Origin of the sequence: Novosphingobium lindaniclasticum LE124 (assembly GCF_000445125.1) — a bacterium.
Classification (GTDB): domain Bacteria; phylum Pseudomonadota; class Alphaproteobacteria; order Sphingomonadales; family Sphingomonadaceae; genus Novosphingobium; species Novosphingobium lindaniclasticum.
Window position 1 is genome coordinate 1 of record NZ_ATHL01000094.1, and the last position, 17,539, is coordinate 17,539.

General features: G+C 62.4%; 21 protein-coding genes. 3 read left to right on the forward strand and 18 right to left on the reverse strand.

What is annotated here, in order from left to right:
- Positions 1-76 precede the first annotated feature (76 nt).
- The 8 genes from L284_RS39005 to terL form a co-directional block, all read right to left on the reverse strand.
- A complete protein-coding gene (locus tag L284_RS39005) occupies positions 77-1,387 on the reverse strand; it encodes a tyrosine-type recombinase/integrase (protein WP_021234815.1) in 1,311 nt (436 codons plus the stop codon).
- Positions 1,384-1,824 (reverse strand): hypothetical protein, encoded by a 441-nt coding sequence (locus L284_RS39010; protein ID WP_021234816.1) that lies wholly within the window; start codon positions 1,822-1,824, stop codon positions 1,384-1,386. The genes L284_RS39005 and L284_RS39010 overlap by 4 nt, the downstream gene beginning before the upstream one ends.
- Before the next feature lie 187 nt (positions 1,825-2,011).
- Positions 2,012-2,332, reverse strand: coding sequence for a helix-turn-helix domain-containing protein (locus L284_RS48000; protein WP_152524696.1), 321 nt, complete (start codon positions 2,330-2,332; stop codon positions 2,012-2,014).
- Between the two features lie 429 nt (positions 2,333-2,761).
- The gene (locus L284_RS39020) at positions 2,762-3,115 is read right to left on the reverse strand and encodes a hypothetical protein (RefSeq protein ID WP_021234818.1); all 354 of its coding nucleotides are present in this window, start codon (positions 3,113-3,115) and stop codon (positions 2,762-2,764) included.
- Positions 3,116-3,464: 349 nt separating this feature from the next.
- Entirely contained in the window at positions 3,465-3,833 is a 369-nt protein-coding gene (locus tag L284_RS39025; RefSeq protein ID WP_021234819.1) for a hypothetical protein, read from the reverse strand.
- A 91-nt stretch (positions 3,834-3,924) separates the two neighbouring features.
- The gene (locus L284_RS39030) at positions 3,925-4,308 is read right to left on the reverse strand and encodes a hypothetical protein (protein ID WP_152524697.1); all 384 of its coding nucleotides are present in this window, start codon (positions 4,306-4,308) and stop codon (positions 3,925-3,927) included.
- Positions 4,309-4,406: 98 nt separating this feature from the next.
- The gene (locus tag L284_RS39035) at positions 4,407-4,592 is read right to left on the reverse strand and encodes a hypothetical protein (RefSeq protein WP_021234821.1); all 186 of its coding nucleotides are present in this window, start codon (positions 4,590-4,592) and stop codon (positions 4,407-4,409) included.
- Positions 4,593-5,595: 1,003 nt separating this feature from the next.
- Positions 5,596-7,317: a phage terminase large subunit gene (terL, locus tag L284_RS39040; protein WP_021234822.1), complete on the reverse strand. Its 1,722-nt coding sequence runs from the start codon at positions 7,315-7,317 to the stop codon at positions 5,596-5,598.
- 68 nt (positions 7,318-7,385) lie between these two features.
- On the opposite strand from terL, the gene L284_RS39045 reads away from it, so the two are divergent.
- A complete protein-coding gene (locus L284_RS39045) occupies positions 7,386-7,607 on the forward strand; it encodes a hypothetical protein (protein WP_152524698.1) in 222 nt (73 codons plus the stop codon).
- A 1-nt stretch (position 7,608) separates the two neighbouring features.
- On the opposite strand, the gene L284_RS39050 is transcribed toward L284_RS39045, so the two are convergent.
- The 10 genes from L284_RS39050 to L284_RS48245 are packed head-to-tail and all read right to left on the reverse strand — an operon-like array spanning position 7,609 to position 14,941.
- Entirely contained in the window at positions 7,609-7,881 is a 273-nt protein-coding gene (locus tag L284_RS39050) for a hypothetical protein (protein WP_021234824.1), read from the reverse strand.
- On the reverse strand, positions 7,878-8,108 hold the full coding sequence (locus tag L284_RS39055) for a hypothetical protein (protein ID WP_152524699.1): 231 nt from the start codon (positions 8,106-8,108) through the stop codon (positions 7,878-7,880). Before L284_RS39055 ends, L284_RS39050 begins: the two co-directional genes overlap by 4 nt.
- 12 nt (positions 8,109-8,120) lie before the next feature.
- Positions 8,121-8,270 carry a hypothetical protein gene (locus L284_RS48235; protein WP_021234826.1) on the reverse strand — a complete coding sequence of 50 codons (150 nt, stop codon included), beginning with the start codon at positions 8,268-8,270 and terminating at the stop codon, positions 8,121-8,123.
- Between the two features lie 10 nt (positions 8,271-8,280).
- On the reverse strand, positions 8,281-8,736 hold the full coding sequence (locus tag L284_RS39060) for a hypothetical protein (protein WP_021234827.1): 456 nt from the start codon (positions 8,734-8,736) through the stop codon (positions 8,281-8,283).
- Entirely contained in the window at positions 8,733-10,592 is a 1,860-nt protein-coding gene (locus L284_RS39065) for a tail fiber domain-containing protein (RefSeq protein ID WP_021234828.1), read from the reverse strand. Before L284_RS39065 ends, L284_RS39060 begins: the two co-directional genes overlap by 4 nt.
- Positions 10,593-10,601: 9 nt before the next feature.
- Positions 10,602-10,769, reverse strand: a complete 168-nt coding sequence (locus L284_RS48240) for a hypothetical protein (protein WP_021234829.1) — start codon at positions 10,767-10,769, stop codon at positions 10,602-10,604.
- Between the two features lie 8 nt (positions 10,770-10,777).
- Complete coding sequence (locus L284_RS39070) at positions 10,778-11,524, reverse strand: hypothetical protein (protein WP_021234830.1); 747 nt, start codon at positions 11,522-11,524, stop codon at positions 10,778-10,780.
- A complete protein-coding gene (locus L284_RS39075; RefSeq protein ID WP_021234831.1) occupies positions 11,524-11,826 on the reverse strand; it encodes a hypothetical protein in 303 nt (100 codons plus the stop codon). Before L284_RS39075 ends, L284_RS39070 begins: the two co-directional genes overlap by 1 nt.
- Positions 11,826-13,106 (reverse strand): phage tail fiber domain-containing protein, encoded by a 1,281-nt coding sequence (locus L284_RS39080; RefSeq protein WP_021234832.1) that lies wholly within the window; start codon positions 13,104-13,106, stop codon positions 11,826-11,828. Before L284_RS39080 ends, L284_RS39075 begins: the two co-directional genes overlap by 1 nt.
- Before the next feature lie 8 nt (positions 13,107-13,114).
- Positions 13,115-14,941: a hypothetical protein gene (locus L284_RS48245; RefSeq protein WP_021234833.1), complete on the reverse strand. Its 1,827-nt coding sequence runs from the start codon at positions 14,939-14,941 to the stop codon at positions 13,115-13,117.
- Between the two features lie 158 nt (positions 14,942-15,099).
- Between L284_RS48245 and istA the strand changes: the two genes are divergently transcribed.
- Both istA and istB read left to right on the forward strand, forming a co-directional pair.
- Positions 15,100-16,611 (forward strand): IS21 family transposase, encoded by a 1,512-nt coding sequence (gene istA / locus L284_RS39090; RefSeq protein WP_021234834.1) that lies wholly within the window; start codon positions 15,100-15,102, stop codon positions 16,609-16,611.
- Positions 16,598-17,326: an IS21-like element ISSsp4 family helper ATPase IstB gene (istB, locus tag L284_RS39095; RefSeq protein ID WP_021234579.1), complete on the forward strand. Its 729-nt coding sequence runs from the start codon at positions 16,598-16,600 to the stop codon at positions 17,324-17,326. The genes istA and istB overlap by 14 nt, the downstream gene beginning before the upstream one ends.
- The last annotated feature ends 213 nt before the right edge of the window (positions 17,327-17,539 follow it).

Consider the following 17,539-nt stretch of genomic DNA (forward strand, 5'->3'; position numbering starts at 1 on the left):
CGCCTTCTGCACGAAGCAGAAGGCGGCGTTTTTCGTTGGTCGGGACGATACCACGATACCCGCAGAAAACCTGGGGTTATTGGAGGGAGGGCGCGCCAACCATGGCACTATCGTTTCCACTAGACGGAATATTATTAAGAGTGGAGGTTTCACTCTCCTCCGGTTCGATAATACCGCCTGCCGGAATCGTGCCACCTAAGTTCAGGATAGCGGCTCCGCGATAGAGGTGGCTGCTCATCAGGTGGATGTAGCGCTGCGCGGTGATCTTGATGTCCGAGTGCCCGAGCCAGTCCCGCAGGGCCAGCAAGTCCATCCCTCCGACCGCTAGGCGAGTCGCGCAGGTGTGACGCATGGTGTGCATCGAGACGTCTGAAATGTCATAGCCAGCAGCCTCCATGTCCGCCCTGAGGTTCAGTAGGAAATAGTGGATGCCGCTCGCGCCCGGCTTCCAGGGGAACCAACGGCCTTTGACGGCCAACGCGTTCAGCAAGGGGATCGTGCGGAGCAGGCGGTCAGTGCAGGGCACCTCGCGCGGCTTGTCGCTCTTGGTGACATAGCGCTCCAGGCCGATGTACGCGGCCTCGAACTTCTGGCCGGTGACCGGATCGACCCACCGCTTCATGCGCAGCGAGCGCTGGCCCAGGGAGAGCAGCTCGCTCAGACGGAAGCCGGTGTCCAGGGCGACCGTGATGAGCCACCCAACGTGCCTCCAGGGACGCGAGGGCTCGTCCTCGATTCGCTTGGCGATGCACTCGTACAGCGCAGCCTCCTCGGCTTCACTCAGGACGCGCTCGCGGATGTTCCTGACTTCGATCTTGGGGAACTTGGGCTTCACCAGGAGGTACGCCTTGCCGGTGGCCGGGTCGTCGTTCTCTGTGGCGTAGGTGAGGGCGGATGACAGCGCACCCATGAGCTTGTTCACGGAGCCCTCGGCATAGCTGCCGCTGTCCCGGATCGCCTTCTCAATCTGGCGGATATGAACGCTGGCGACGTCCTTGAGCGCGAGGTCACCCAGGTCGGCCTTCATGATGGCCTGTTGGAGCACCTTAGCGTTGCTCTCGTGGGTCCTGCGGGCCTTTTTGCCACGCCAGTTGGTGTCGATGCAGTCGATTATCCACGCGGCGAGAGTCAATCCGCCTTTGGGAGACATCTGGCTAGTGGAACTATCTGAAAGAGGGGCACGGCCCTTTGCGGCGATGATGCCGCCCATTGCTGGGTGCTTAGGGTGGCGACCGGCGAGCCAGTCAGCGCGTTGGCGCTTCGCATCAGCCATGTCGCGAGTATCGAGGCCCACGCGGGACCGCTTGAGTTCGCCCGTCTCCGGGTCCGGGAGGCGCACGTCGAGGTAAAGGACACCGTTCGGCTTGGTGCCAATCTTGATCGTCATGAAGCTGGTTCCTTTGCTGATGGCTGGGGCTTAGCGCCGTCGAGGGCTTCCATAAGCTCAGCGATGATGTTGCGGCCCTGGGCCGTGAGACGGAGGAATTTCTCGCGATTGTCGACAGGGTTTTCCTCACGATACAGCCAGCCGAGGCCCTGCCTTTTGCTCTCGTAGTCTGAGCGGGTGAGGGGCTTATCGAGGAAAACCTTGTACGTCGTATGGAGGCTCTTGTTGATGAGCGGGCCAACGGCCTCCTTGATCGACGAGAAGGTTGCTGGCTTACCCGACAGGTCCGCCGTGGCGGCCAGCAGGAAGAACGTCATCTGCGCCAGCGTCGTGCGCTCCGGTGCCAATTCGGCAAGGACTATCAATGCCGTGGAGAAGTCGGTTAAGTCTCCGACGCGCAGCGTGAGCTGGTCGCTCCGGCGTGAGCGGCTTGTCATTGCATTCTCCGTATTTAGGGACGCCATCTAAGGCGGAATGTCTGTCTTCCGTAACCATCTAATCCTGACCCGATCAAGAGGATTCTTCCTACCCATTATGCGTAGGAAATTTCCTATAAGCAAGAACAAACAGGGAACCCCCGTTCCCTGCCGCCTCTTTGACAGGCCCTTCGCCTAGACGAAAGGCCTAGCCGCAAGTTGCGGTTTCAACGAACTTTTCTATTAATTTAATGCTTTTTTCAGCATGCCGTTCGGAGGGTGCGTAGCGGACGGGGCGAGTGGCTGTAGCGTTCACTCTCCCGATGCTTTTGAGCACCTGAAGTTTGCGACGAGCCGTGTCTTCACTCAGCCCGGCAAGCTCTCCAATTTCGGCAGCGGTCAGCGGCCCCGCGCCGCTGTAGTATGCACAGAGCAAGGGAAGACCAACTCCCTCGCCCCATTGTTTCACGAGAGCCTGTGCGAGGTCTGCCGCCGCGCAGGCAAGTTTTGCGCGGTCAGCAACGGACATCCTCCATCTCCTCTAGGGCGTCTCCGTAGGGAGCGGCGTAAAGCGAGCCGCGTTTGCATTCGGACATCGATCACACTCTCGGTTGACCTCGGCCACACGCGCAGGCATCCGAGCCGCCGGAGGGCGACCGAATGAACACGGCGGGCTGGAATTGGGTGGATTGGGCGTTACTGCTGTGGCTTGTGGGCGGCAGCGGTTTCGCCGTTGGGGTCGCCTGGGAGCGGCACAAGCCGCGCTAGGCTATCGTGGGCGTCTCGCCCACCGCTGCACCCCCGAGTGCCCCCAGGAGCGCGAAGGCAACGCCGAGGGTAATCCAGGCGCAGCCTGCAATGGGCTTACCGATCCAGTCGGAAAGGGCGGAACATGCCCAGGCGGACGCCAGGAGGCCCAAGAGGGTGCCTAGGGCGACGTGAGGGAGTCTAGCGCGGCTCATTCTGCCGCCGCCTTCGGTTCGACGAAGAACCAGTCGCGGCCCCGCATGCCCCACGCGCCCTGCGCGGCCCAATGCGTTACCTCTCCGTCTGTCAGGTTGCCGGGGACGTTAACAAAGACATAGCCGTCCTCGTCGACGTTTCCGCCGCCGACCCACAGTCCCGACCACCCCAGCTTCGCTGCGAGGGCGTGCGCGGCAATGCAGTGTTCTTCCTCAGTGCTGCGGTAGCCGTAGTTGCTCGTAAGAGCCTGTTCGGGGAAGCTGTGGGACCTCTTGCGAGCCGTAGCCTTGATGCGAGAGCCCTTGCTGTTCGTCGGGCCCAGGTATTTCGTGGTGATGCTCTGACGCATTGTCTCGTTCCCTAATTGGCGCTAAGGTTCGAGAGACCCCCGGCCGGACTTCTCACCCGACCGGAGGCTTTGGCGCTAGTCTCCGTTCAGGAGGCTAACGAGGGCGGTGATCAGTTTGCCGACGGACACCGCCCATCCCATCCAGACCATAAGGCCCGGAGGCGGGACCCGACGACCCTTGCGGGGCCGCCGTTGGGTTCGCTTTCTCATAGCGATTGCCCTTTGAGTTACCGGGAAGCGTCCCGGCAGCGATCCGAGCGACTGCCCGGATGGGTTCGGCAAGCTCCCGAAGGAGCGGCAGGGCCGATAGGAGAGCCGGAGGATTACCCCCGGCGCTCTCGCGGACCTGTCAGCAATAACGTGCGGCCTCGATGGCATTCCGACCATGTGCCCGGTTAGCGGCTTCTGGATCGGTACGGGCTGCTTCGAAATACTCCGGGATCGCGGCTTGCCAGCGCTTGGCCCAATCCACGACATCCGCCCGCTTCCGGGTCCGCTCAGGGAGAGGGCACGCCATCCCGCAGTTGAGGCCGGAGGGAACGTGCGTTGCCGTCCAGTAGCCATTGCGCGTAGCGGTCGCCGCAGAGGGCGCATCACCTTCGCCCCAGAAGGCGCGACGGTGGACCGCAATATCCCCGACGATCATCGCAGGGATTTCAAGCGATGCCGTCATGCGCGGATAAGCGTATCTCTCAAGCTGGATCGTGACGGTTGCCACAGTTTCTCACTCCTCTTGCAGTTACCGGAAGGCACCTTGCGATGCCCTCGGGGAACTGGCGGGACGGCGGACCATCCCGCTAGTGGAAGTGTCAGGCTGCGTATCGGCTCGTCACATCGGCCAGGAGACCGCAAGCCCTTCCGGCTTCTTCGCGGACCCGGTAGAGGGACTTGAGCCGATCCGTTGCCGTCCCGCGCGCATCGTAGCGAGCGTTGCAGGCAGCCTTGCCATAGGCCTTGACCAGCTCCGCACCCCATGCGTCGTCCGCTGCGGTGAAGGCACGAGAGTCACAGTCCTTGATCGCGCGGCGGAGACTGTCAGCCTCGTCTGCGAGGGCGAAGGTGCCCCGCCTTACACTGTGGGTGCCAACATTCTCATAGGTGAAGAAGTCGAACCGGCCACGCTTCCGGTTACGCTCCCGAAGCACCCAAAAGGCGCCGTTCTCGTGCATGATGTCGTCTTCGGTGTAGGACATGGCGTTGATCCTCATTCGGTTACCGGAAGACCGCACTAAGCGGCCCTCAGGAAACCGGCGGGGCATTGCGAGCCCCGCTCGTCTCTCTAGTGGAAGCATTAGGTCGGTTCGAAGGACCAGTACCATCCGTTGATGCGGACGAACTCCTGATTATCCATGTCCCAAGCCTTGAACGAGCCGTCGAGGTCCGTGCCGGGCTGGACCAGGATCGGCATGGAAGCCTCTGCGCAGTCTGCAAATAGTTCCTCGGTGAAACCCGCGAGGACGGCGACGTTGTCTGCCATGGCTAATCATCCCTCTAGTGGAAGTTCTGTTTATAAGGTGGCTTGGTGGCCCTAGCGTTGCCGTTGATCGGGTCAGGATAGAACGGTTCGGGGGTCGAGACGCTAGAGCTACCAAGCGACCTTGCAGGCAGGAGGACCGGATTGACCTCCCGCCGCATAGCTTGGAGTGCCATCGGGCTTATCCGGTATGATCCGGGCCACTTGTCCCTAGGCTTGGCCTTCCGACCGTTGGGATTGCTCTATCGGCTTGCGCCGTTGCGGCTATCAGGGCCGCTATGTCCGAAACGTCTTTCGTCGTTCGGTGAGAATGAAACTATGCCTAGTGGAACTAACTTGCAAGAGAAAAAATCAGTCTAGGCGAACTTTTTCCGCAAAGCCGCAGAAGTCCTAGGGAAAACAGGCAGGGCACCGCAGGCACCTAGGGTCACCGCAGAACATCCGCAGTGCTCCACAGTGTCCCCTTTGATCGTGGAGCCGCAGTGATTCGCAGGGGTTCCGCAGGATGGCCGTAGGAGGCCCGTGGAGGCGATTGAGGGGCCTTAGGGTGCCTTGGGTGCGGTGTGGGCCTGGAGGCTCTGTACGGACTCCAGAACCGATAAAAGCAGGGCATGCCAAGAGCACGCCCGAACCAATGGCACCGTAGGCAGCCCGCAGGCCACCCCATAGCACCCGCCGTGCCTTCGCATGGTCCCCAGTGCTCCACGCGAACCCAAGGTTTCCGTAGGGTGCCGTTTGATCGTGCCCACATATCGCGCCATGGGCACTAGGTGAGCCTTGGGGATCGAGGGCATCGCGGGCACCGCAGGAGGCATGAGGAGGACGGCAGGGGCCACGGGGGGTACGGCGGGCAAGCGAGATGCGTTATCCCGCTTCGGATTTTTGCAGCAAAAGTGACCGACCCCAATTATCACCCATCCTCGGGGGTGGGTTATACCTTAGGGTATACCTAGGACGCCCCCAGGCCGGGAAGGGTGGTGGAGGGTATCAATCCCCCACCAACTCCTTACCTCCGTCCCACAGGTCTCCCTCGGCCTCTCCGAGCTGCCACGGTAGATGGCTTCTTCATGAAGGAGTGACCAACGGTCCCTTCGAAGAACCTCCGCTCCCACTCGGCATCTGCCTTGCGCTTGCGGTCGTCCTCGGCCTTCTTGGCGTCAGCATTGAGATATTCCGCCCAGTGCTGCACGCCCATGGCCAGCACGTCGACCATGTCGTCATGCTTGAGGGCTCCACGAGCCTCGGTCATGTGGGTGAGCTGGAAAAGACCTGAGTGCGCCACGGGTTGCTTGAGGTCAGCCCTCAGGACGTTGGTGTCCATGACAAGGCGGTGCTGACGCATCGTGGGCTCCAGGGCCCCGATGATCCGCAGCTCCTTCTGTCCCTTCGCTCTTATGCCTTCAATCCGACAGGGCCGGAGCCGATTGACGTAGGGTTCGAGTAGCTTGCCGAACATGCCGTCACCGAAGTTGTCCTCTGGGACAATGAGGTTGACCTCCTCGTCCGCAGCGACCTGGGCAAGGGCTGCTAGGGTCTGTGGACCGTAGCCGTCCTGGTAGCCGCCCCAGCGGGTCACGAAGATGTAACCGCAGAGGAACTTGGTGACCACGTAGGTCGTCCTGTCGCGCCCACGGCCCGAAGGGTCGATGTGCATGACACTGCCGGTGTACGGCAGGAAGTCCGAGGAGACGTGCATGGGGCGGAAGAGACGGTCGCCATCGAAGCCGACGTTCTCCACGTCCTTGATGGCCAGCTCGGGCGAGGAGCCCCAGACCAGACGTGCCGGAGCGACCTTCTTGTCGCAGTCGGTGACGATGAGGTCTCGGGTCTTCAGCGGATACTTCTCCGCGTCCGACAAGGTCGTGTCGAGCTGGTACTGGAGCAGGAAGCCTGCGGCCCGGTACTCGGTCTCGCGCTCGATCAGGTCGAGGTCGGTGAACCGGCCAGGGTCGGTCGGGGCTCCGCCCACAGTGGACCCAACGGCCTTCATCAGTTCCGGGCGGGCCTTGAGGTCCTCCATCAGGAGCGGGGCGAGGAAGCCGCCGTAGTTCGACAGCTTCTCCGTCAGCGGGTAGCGGGCGGGCCAGATGCGGACTTCGTAGCCCTTCTCAGGGAGCTTGCGGTAAATCGACTGTTCCGACTGCGGGGTCCCCAGGTAGAGGATTTCGCCGCCGGGCTTCAGGATCGCCGCCGCTTCCTTGGTCTTCGTCTCCAGCTTCTCCCGCATGGTCTCCGTCTCGGAGTTCTTGGGGACCTCGACGTCGTCGAAGAGTACGAGGTGGGCGCGGGAGCCGGTGAGCTGTCCGGTGATGCCAACGGCTTTCACCGAGGGTGACTTGTCGGCCTTGGCGGGTCCGACGTCGAAGATCAGAGCGGAGGTTCGTTGTCCGGGCCGGGGGCGCAGGTCGCTCCAGAGGTCGTTACCGGCCTCGTGCTCGATGATCTGTTTGATGAAGAGGGCAATTTCGGTCGCGAAGCTCTCGTTCGCAGACACGATCATGATCTTGAGGTTCGGGTTCTTCCAGAGTCGCCAGACCACGTAGGCGGCGGTGAGGAAGGTCTTACCGACCCCACGGAATGCTTGGATGAACCTGCGGCGACCACCGCTCTCTAGGAAGCGGGCGATGTCGAGTTGTACGCGGGTCGGCTTCGGCAAGAGCAGAAGCCTCGTCCACACGTACCAGAGGAACTTGAGGAAGTCCCCCTGGAGTATCTCCTGGGAGGTCACGGGTCCTTTCGGGGATTGAAGGCGGACGGGCGCTGCGGCATTGTCCGGCCATGAGAAAAGCAATCGCGATGACTGCCGCTGCCGCAATGCTGTGTGCCTGTGCGGGTGTGGCTTATGCCAAGGCGAAGGTGGCCGGGAACGAGGTCAGCGTTACCGTCGATGACGAACCGGACACCCAGCAGGCTTACGAACTTGCAGGGGCGCACTGCGCCAAGTTCGGCAAGCTCGCGAAGCGTATAGGGGGCGGAGGCTACACTTACATTTTCGAGTGCGTCCCCCGGCAGCCCTAGGTCAGTTCATGCGGAGGGCTGAAGCCTCTGCATCAAGGTCCAAGTCGGTCAGAACGCCAGCCAGCGTGTCGACCTTCTTGTTCGCACGCGGGGCGTCAATGCCGTTGTCCTTCAGGAACTTCAGGGCCTTGTCGATCAACTGAGGGTTGATGGGTACCCGCTTCGCAGGGTCGGGGTCGGCTGCTGCCGAGATGGCACGCTCCAGCTCCTCAGTCAGGCCAGTAGCGACGAGACTGTGGAGCATGTCCATGATGTCGGAGCCAGCGCGGCTCATGGCTGTCTCTCCTGTCGTGCTTCGACACGGGCGAGGGTCTCACGGGTCTCCGCGAGTTCGCCGGTCAGCTTATCCATGGTCGCATCGAGCTTCTCGATTCGCGAGATGCGCTCGTCGTGCTTCGCTACGTCGACCTTGGTCTGAATGATGGATGCCCCGCCGCCAAGAACGGCAGCGGTGGCAACCGCAGGGAGGAGGTGATCCCTGAGCATGTCCTTCAGGGACACCGAGGGCTCCACTTAGTCCAGCGAGGGCATGTTGGGGCTGATGCCTCCACCGCCGCCGGTCCCGCCGGTCGGCTCCGAAGCTGCACCGCCTGCACGGCGGCTGCGTACGAAGAGGAACCCGGCGACTGCGAGGAGCGCCAGGGAGACAAGAATGTAGATCATGAGATTTCCTTTAAGTCCCTTGGGACGTCAGAGTGATGGTCCAGGTGTAGTTTCGACCGTTGACCGTGGCGGTGATTGTTGCCGTGCGGGTGAGGGTCGGATACCAGAAGCCAGTGTCGGCGGAGCCCTGACGGGGAGAAGTCAGGGAGATTTGCAGGGTAGTCCCGCTCCCGCCATTGCCGATATTTTGAGAAGTGTTCAGCGCACTCGACCAGCTGACATTCCAAACAGCCGACCCAGTGCACACAATGGCGAAAGACACCGTTCTGAACGCCGAGCGGCTGTAGGTGCCGGGCTGGACGTCGAACGGAGAGTTGCTGCGTCCGCGCATGGTCGAGAAGGAAATGGGACCCGAACCAGGGGCCCCTCCGCGACCATACATCTGCGACATGCTGACGGGGTTCCCCAAGGCGAACTCGTTGCGCATCTGGGAGAGGCTGATGGTCCCTGAGGAAGGTAGGGTCATGCGTAAGCCTCCAAGAAGCGGACGCGTTCTGCCAGTTCCTTCACGGCTTCGATAAGGGGGGCGATCAGGTTACCGTAGGCCACCGAGAGATACCCCCGCTCGTCCTCGTGAACGACCTCGGGGAAGACACGCCGGACCTCCTGAGCGATAACGCCGAGGGAACGGCGGTCATCCTTGATGTACATGGTGCCGCGCAGGCGCTCGATCTTTTCAAGGGCGTTGCCGATGGACCGGATGTCTGACTTCAGGCGCTCGTCGGAGAACGCGGTGATGTCGCCATTAGCGGCGATGTTGCCGTTAGACCCAAGAGTTATCTGAGCAAAGCCACCACGGTTGCCAGAGTATATCTGGACGCCGCTGGAGAAGCGCAGCGCACAGTAGCCCGTGTTAAGGTCCACAATGTCGCCATCGTCTGCGAGCACGATGCCGCCGCCAGTTGCGTTGTTCTTGCTAACGTAGAGTGAGCCTTGGGCGTGAAGGTCGCCGTCCGTGCCCCAGTTGCCGTTATCTTCGCAGTAAGCGCCCCATCCTCCGCCTTGGTTCAGGAAGCCGATCCGGTTTCCGTTGCAGTGGATTGCACGCTCGCCCTCATCGTCATCGCGCATGTAGATGTAGGTGGCGTTTGTGCCCCAACCGACGTAGAGGTTGCCCTTCGCGTTGAAGTTGCCGCCGGACTCAAGGATCGCAACCGTCGCGTCGGACCCGTTCCTCCATTCGAACTGCCCGCTCGTACCGAAGAACGTCGTTCCGTTCTGCTGAAAATAAAGGCGGTTCTTTCCATCAGGAGTCCTGATCCAATCGCCGTTGTAGCACGGCATGACCGGAGTGCCGTTGACCAGAAAGCCACCAGCCGCAACGACCGTCATCTGTTTACCGACGGCCTGGAAGCGAACATCGTAGTCATCTGCCAGTGACCCTTTGAAATCGATGTAGGCGTAGCTTCCTGCTCGGGTTATCTCGATGGCACCGTCATTAGTGAGCTGGATCAAGTGGCCATTGGCCGCTCCCACATCCACAGCCCCGATAATCTTACCGCCGGTGAGCGGCAGGTAAGGGTGGGTGTGAACGTCCGACTTCCCGTCTAGGGCGCTTTGGAGCCCTATGATGTCAGCAAGTACATGCGAATGAATTTTGGGTGCTTTAGCGGCGAGCTGGGAGGCGATGGTGGTGGCGAAGTTTGGATCGTTACCTAGCGCTGCCGCCAGTTCGTCCAGAGCGTTCATGGTCTCGGGGGCTTGCCCAACCAAGCGCGCGACTTCGGTCTGAAGGTCAGCCTTAGTGGCCAGCACGCCCGGATTGATCGACTCTGCGAACCCCTGAGCTTCGTCGCGAGCCGTGACGGCTTCCGCGCGTGCTGCGAGGGTGGTGTCCCTAGCTTCAACCGAGGTATCTTTCGCGGCCACCGCTTCATCCCTCGCAGCCTGCGCGGTTTCGCTCATGCCCTGAGTGGCATCGCGGGTGACCTGTAGGTTGTATGCGTAGGCGGCGGCGTCGTCCCGGTACTGCTTAGCGAGGTCGCGGGACTGACCAGCTTCCACGCGCGCCTCGTTGGAGACCAGTGAGTCTTGAGTGGCCTTGTTCTGTGCCGTGACAGCAGCGTCTCGGGCGGCCTCGGAAGCCTGCTGCGCCTCGACGGATTTCCCCGCCGGGCCCTCGACCGTGTCCACGATACTCGCAAGGCTTCGCAGGAGGAACGTGTCGCCGGACATGTTGGTGACCGGATAACGCCCGTCGCCGTTGGGGCCGCCTGTTGCGGTGCCCGCCAGCCAATCGCGGTACTGCGCTTCCCGCTCGTTGATCTTCTGGAGTGTCGCGGCGACCTGGGCGGCCAGCTGCGTGTTGGTGGGGGCGACCATCAGGCGTCCTTATTCTGTGGGCGCAGGCTCCGGCACCGGCGCAGGTTGCGCTTCCGCGTACTGGAGGATCGCACCGACTTGCCCGAGGGCGGCGTCAATGTTCTTGATCTCGTCGAGCTTCAGCGCCTTCTGCGCGAGAAGCTGGAGCTGCTGGGTCTTGAGTTGGTCGAGGTTCATGTTGTCTTTCAAAGGTGCGTGACGTCAGCCACGAAGCCGAAGAGGTTGTTCAGCCAGCCGGGAGGGATTTGGCTATAAGCCCAATCCGCAGTCCCGACGCCGAGCACTGCGGTGACGTCATCATGTGAAATGGAGCCTGCGGAGACGTAGCCGTTTCCGGCGCTCGCCCCGTAGACCTTACCATCGTTGGTGTACTCCCACCTCATTACGGCATCAGGGTCGTCGGGGTTCACCGGGATGTTGCCGGTGCGGCTCCCGCGCGGCTCGCCTGCGATACGGTGTCCCCCGTAGGCCCCTTGGATAAACGCAAGGGATCGCCCCGGCAGGCTCACGTAAGAGCCTGTGGTGACGACGCTCGGGCACACGAGGGGGCGGAGGGCGTCGGAGAAGGTGAGGTAGCCGAACTCATCGTACAGCTCAAAGAGCCCCCGGTTCACCGGCTGGTTCTTCGTGGTGTCCCACACAAAGTAGGTGAACGGCGTACCCTCGACACCGTCCGAAACGTACTGCCACGTCGTAACGCCCGTGTTAGGGTTACGGTAGGTGCCGAGTAGGCCCACACGTGCGGAGCATTGGATGCCGATGAGGGGGACTTGAAGGGACGGCCCGATGTCGACCGTGCAGCTGCTCGGGTTCGTGTTCCCGTAGCGGCGAGGCCCAAGCGTTCCGGTTCCCTTGTAAACGAAGAAGTGCGTGAAGAGGTCACAGTCGAGCTGGAGCATCCCTTCACTGTCGAAGGTCTGGAATAAGCCCATCAGTATATGCCGTAGAGGATCGTCGTTTCGGGCCGCTGCCAGTCTGCTGACGCGGCGTAGGGAAAGCGCCAGGTAAGGACGTTGCCGGAGATGGAGACGCTGATGTCACCGCCCTGCGGGGCGAACCATCCGTTGCCTTTGATTGGCAGCGCGAAGGGCCGTCCCAAGGAGAACCAAGGGTTCACCAAGGTCCCGCTCTGGGGCGAGCCTGCGCCGCCGATGGACAGGCTCCCGATGATCTTCACGAGCTTCGTCGACAGGTCGAGCAAGGTGTTGCCCTGCTCGTCATTGAGGATGAGCATTAGAAGCCCATCTTGACCCGTAGAACGCCGTTGTTCCCGAAGACGCGCGTGCCGTTACCGTCGCGCTCCACTCGACCACCTTGGCCGTTGTAGCTTACGAGGAAGCCGATGTTCGCGGTCAAGGCGGACAGGCTGGTCACCCGCAGGCGGTCCACGTCGACGGAGCCGGGCCGGATGCGCTGGCCGTTCACCCATACTTCGCCCTGCGAGACTTCGAAGGGGACCGTTGGGTTCGCCCCAGGAGCCACGATGGCGAATCGGTCGGCTAAGATCACGAATGAGCCGTTCCGACCGTCGTTGTTCTGGACGAAACCGGTGACGTATCCGTTCACGTCGAGTGACACGCCGTAGCGCGCCTTCACGCCGTCGATTGATTGACTGAGGGTTGAGACGGAGGCCGATAGGTTGCCTACGTCCGTCCGAACCAGCTGAGTCGCCTCAGCCTGCGCCTTGTCGCCATCTGCGATGGCCTTGTTGATGCTGACGATGGAGCCAGTGACGTCCCCGATGGCCACATCCAGGCCCGACAGGCGCTCGGCCAGGGACTGATCGCCACTCAGCTTCACGACGTCGTCGTTCAGGATGAACGCGCTGCCGTCGGGGCTCTGCGCGCCGAGTAGCGTGAACAGCCCGGCAAAGACGCCGTCCTGGTCCACGCGGGCTTTTGCCTCGGTTGTCACGGCTGCGGCCACCTCGTTTCGCAGGGTCGCCGCGAGTTGAGTGCGAGCGGTAGCCTCGGCGCTGATGGCATCTGAGACGGCCTTCTCGGTCGCCTCGATAGTAGCGCCGTGGCCAGCCAGGACCTCGCCCATGATGTCGATGTCGCCTATCCGCTGCCGGAACATGGCCAGGACCTCATCCTCTAGGACGAGGTTGGCCAGCTCCTGCACGACCTCTTCGGGTTTGGTGAGGATTCCGTTGGCTTCGCCAAGGCGGATGCGGGCCCTCTTCAGGGTCCCGTCGTAAAGGGCTTGCAGCTCCTGCTGCTTGAACAGAAGCTGGGTGACGGCTGTGTTTAGGTCCTCTTGCGTGAGGACCGCGCCATTCTGAAATTGTACGAGGGCGGTCTCGATGGGCGTGTTGCGCTGGATCGTGACCACATCAGTAGTCTGAACCGGAGCCGCCAGCCGCAGCCGCCGGTCTCCGATCCATTCCAAAATGTAGGCTTGCGCACCGCTGACCAGCACCTCGACGTGGCGAGACGACAGGAACGGGAAGGGGACATCGAAGTCCGTCGTGCCTGCCGCCGCGTTCACGTATTCGACGACTGGATAAGTCAAGGTTCTCCTTAGAGGCGGGTAGGATCTGGCAGCCCTGCGGCGGTTACGTCCTGCCGGGCGGCATCGGACGCGTCCTTGCGGGCCATCCCGTCTGCCATGTACTCGGTCAGGGATTTCATCGCCGCGCGGTCGGCTGCGTAGGTCGGGTTGCGTGCCTCCAGCAGCTCCCGAGCGGGAGTGTTGAAGTCGCGCATGAGGCTTACGACCTCGTCCTGCTTCTGCTGTTTGGAGGGCAGCCGCTGGAACCAGGGGTCGGCCATCAGGCGGCCCAAGGCTTCCTTCATGGTCTCGCCATCGCTGTTGGTGGCTTCGGTTCCGCGCAATCTGCGCAGCTCCGAGACCTCCTCGCTCGACAGGCGGAAGCCCGTCGGGTCCGCTTTGGACAGCCCTTGGATGTCGACGCCGAGGTCGGCCAGCTGCGCGGTCACGGGATCGACATTCGACGTTGTCCCTGCCGCGACACCGAAGGTCCGCCCCTTGGCTTCGTTCCCGAGAGGATCGATGCGAGAGGGCAGGATCAGTCCGCCACCTGGGACGGCGCGGAGGATGTTATCCATCCAACCGACCGCCTCTGGGGCCGTGCCGTGAAGGGTGTCGTTAGCCATGCGGCTCGTACCGGCGAGCGGGATAGCGCGGGTGAAGGCGCTCATCACGGCCTTCTCGTAACCCGCGCGGAGACCTTCCTCCTGCTCGGAGAACGCGCTCTTGATTAGGTCGCGGACCCCAGTGACGTAGGTCTTCTCAAGGATACCCTCACGGGCTGCGAGGAACCCAATCTGCAACGCCGTGGCCAGCGCCTCGTCGTGTTCGTAGCCAGCCTTGCCGGTGTCTTGGTAGGCCTTCCAAGCCTGCCCCACGAACCCGCCCAGGGCGAGCGTCAGCGCGAACGGATCGAGCCTCCCGATTTCCACGAAGGTCCCACCGGGGAGATTGAGGCGACCCGGAGGTGCGCCCTTGAGGTTCTGCGAGTTGTCGTAGCCGCCGTTGGTCAGCGTGATTGCGCCAGAGGCGGCGAGCATTGCGCCCATGCCCATGACCATCGATCCAAGCTCCATGCGAGCCTTTTCGATTTCCGCTTCCATGCCGCCCTTGGCGAGGATGTCCTGGACCTCCTTCGCTTTCACACCCCACGGGGTGTAGGAGACCATGCCGCGCTCGAAGATGCGGAGGGGCGTGCGGACGTAGGTCATCAGCATGCCCTCGACGGTCCCAAGGGAGAACACCTTGTCGATGCCCTTCGCGGCCTTTTCAGCAACGCGGCCATACGCCGTCTGCGGGCCGTCCATGAAAAGGACGCGCTCGGCTTCCTTCTCGGCTTGCTGTGAGAGACCCATGGCGAACCTGAGGTCCTCCGGCAGGTCGCCCTTGGTGAGCAGAGCTTCCTCTACTTGATCCAGGAGTTCCTTCGGCGGCATCTCGGCCAACTGCACGGCGCGCTTCTGCGCCAGCTTCAGCGTCTCGTCGACGGGAAGTCCCAGCTGCATGGTCTCGCGGATGGCTTGCCGGGCAGCGAGGGAGTAGGTCTCTTTCGTCTTCACGAAGGACCGTCCCCAGTCATCCAGACCGCCAGCCACGACCTTCGCCGTCGCGGTGCCGAGGGCATCCACGGTGTTGCCGACGGCGGCGCGGGTCCGATGGAGGGTTTCGAGCATTCGCCCGAGCGACCCACCGCCGACTTCAGCCATCTGCTGGTCGAACGCCGTGAGGTTGGTGACGGCGAGGCGCGGCCTCTCGGAGAACTCGCGGACGTCCGGTGCGCGGTAGCCGTCCTGCACCATTGCCGACTTGGAAGCCGAAGCGCGGAGAGCAGCCTTGCTGTCGCGGCCAGCGGCCACGGAAGCGACCCGCTCAACGTCTGTCCACCACTCCCACTTGATTGTGGAGCGGCGTGCAAAATTGACCCCCTTAGCGGGGTGATCGGCGTCTAAAATTGACCCCCTTCATCTCATCATGAGAAGCGCCGCCGTTTGGGTTCCGGACGGCGGGTACAGGGATGTTGGTTGTGGAGACGATTACGAGGATCCGTCGGGAGCACCGGGACGGGAAGCCTATCAAGGCGATAGCGCGGGATTTGCGGCTGTCGCGCAACACGGTGCGCAAGGCGGTTCGGGCACCGGACGCGGACGCCAGTTACGAGCGTAAGGAACAGCACCGGCCGCAGACCGGACCTTTCAGTGCTCGTCTCGAAGACTTGCTCGAGCAGAATGAAGGACTGCCCCGGCGTGACCGGCTTCGTATGACGCGGATCCATGATCTCCTTCAGCGCGAAGGGTTCGGCGGTTCCTATGACGCTGTGCGGCGCTATGCCGCGCGCTGGAAGCGTGAGCGTCGCGCCGACGCCGGCGATATGAGCAAGGTGTTCATCCCGTTGATGTACAGGCCAGGCGAGGCTTACCAGTTCGACTGGAGCCACGAGGACGTCGAGATCGCGGGCAAGCCGATGCGGGTGAAGGTCGCGCACATGCGGTTTTGCTGGTCACGGGCGCCATTCGTCCGCGCCTATCCCCGCGAGACGCAGGAGATGGTTTTTGACGCTCATGCCCGCGCCTTCGCCTTCTTCGGCGGGGTTCCGACGCGCGGTATCTACGACAACATGAAGACGGCGGTGACGACGGTCTTCATCGGCAAGGACCGGCTGTTCAACCGACGATTTCTGATCATGACGGATCATTATGGCGTGGAGCCGGTGGCCTGTAGCCCTGCTGCGGGATGGGAGAAGGGGCAGGTCGAGAACCAGGTCCAGACCAGCAGGGAACGGCTGTTCAAGCCGCGCCTGCGCTTTGCCAGCCTTGAGGAACTAAACATCTGGCTGGAAGCCGAGTGCAGGCGCTGGGCAGAGCGCAACGGGCATCCCGATCTGGATATGACGATCGCACAGGCATTGGAGGCAGAACGGCCGATGCTGCAACCGCTACCCGCCCCGTTCGACGGGTTCTTCGAGAGCGAGCACGTGGCGAGTTCGACGTGCCTGGTGAGCTTTGATCGCAACCGGTACTCGGTGATGGCAAAGGCGGCGCATCAAACCGTCCAGGTACGTGCTTACGCAACGCGCATCGTGATCCGTTCGGATGGTGCAGTCATCGCCGAACACGAGCGTGTCTTTGGTCGGAACCAGACGATTACGGACGCTTGGCATTACCTGCCGATCCTTGCGCGCAAGCCCGGCGCCCTGCGGAACGGCGCTCCCTTCCAGAACTGGGATCTTCCACCTGTACTTGCCGAGCTGCGGCGCAAGTTGGGTAAGGGCGATGATGCGGATCGCCGCTTCGTGCGCGTCCTGGCCGCCATTCCCGACGACGGCCTCGAGGTTGTTGAAGCCGCAGTCGCCGAGGCCCTCAGCGCAGGAACGGTCAGCGATGAGGTCATCCTCAACATCCTGTCCCGCCGGCGTGAGCCTCGCGATGCCCAGGCCATGGACGTCGTCGTCAACCTGAAGCTCAAGCATCCGCCGATTGCAGACTGCGCCCGCTACGACACGGTGCGAGGCCTCAATGCAGCGGCATGAGATTGTGGCAGCCCTCAAGGGGCTGGGGCTCAAGGGCATGGTCACTGCCTTCGATGACGCCGTCACCAATGGCATCCGCCGCGACAGAACGATCATGGAGATGCTAGCCGACCTGCTGCGTGCCGAGACTGCACATCGGGAGGCAGCGTCGATCCGCTACCGGATGACCGCGGCGAAGCTTCCGGCAATCAAGGACCTGGATGGGTTCATGTTCGACGGAACGCCGATCAACGAAGGGCTGATCCGCTCCCTGCACGCCGGCTCCTTCCTGCCGGAGCGGCGTAATATCGTGCTGGTCGGCGGAACGGGCACGGGCAAGACTCATCTGGCGCTCGCCATTACCGCGGCCGTGGTGCGCGCCGGCACCAGAGGCCGATACTTCAATACGGTTGATCTGGTGAACCGGCTTGAGGAAGAAGCACGTCTGGGCAAAGCCGGAAGCCTTGCCGCTCAACTCTCACGTCTTGATCTCGTTGTGCTCGACGAACTGGGCTATCTCCCCTTCGCCCGTTCCGGCGGCCAAATGCTCTTCCACCTGATCAGCAAGCTCTACGAAAAGACCTCTGTGATCATCACGACCAATCTTGCCTTCGGCGAATGGCCGAGCGTTTTCCACGACGCCAAGATGACCACCGCGCTCCTCGATCGCATCACCCACCATTGCGACATCATCGAGACAGGCAACGACAGCTGGCGGTTCAAAAACCGGAACTGAGCCCAAAACCCCTTCCCCCGGACCCCCATCCCCGGCGGTTAACCCGGTGGGTCAACAGGGACCTCCCACGGACGCCGCCGCCAGCACACCTGACGGTGCGCGTCGTCGTCCGTGGGCCCCTCCTATCGACTACCGGGATAACCGCCGCGCTGCCGAAAGGTGGGGTCAATATTGGGCGCCGATAGGGGGTCAGTTTTGCGCGCCGGTTGACAC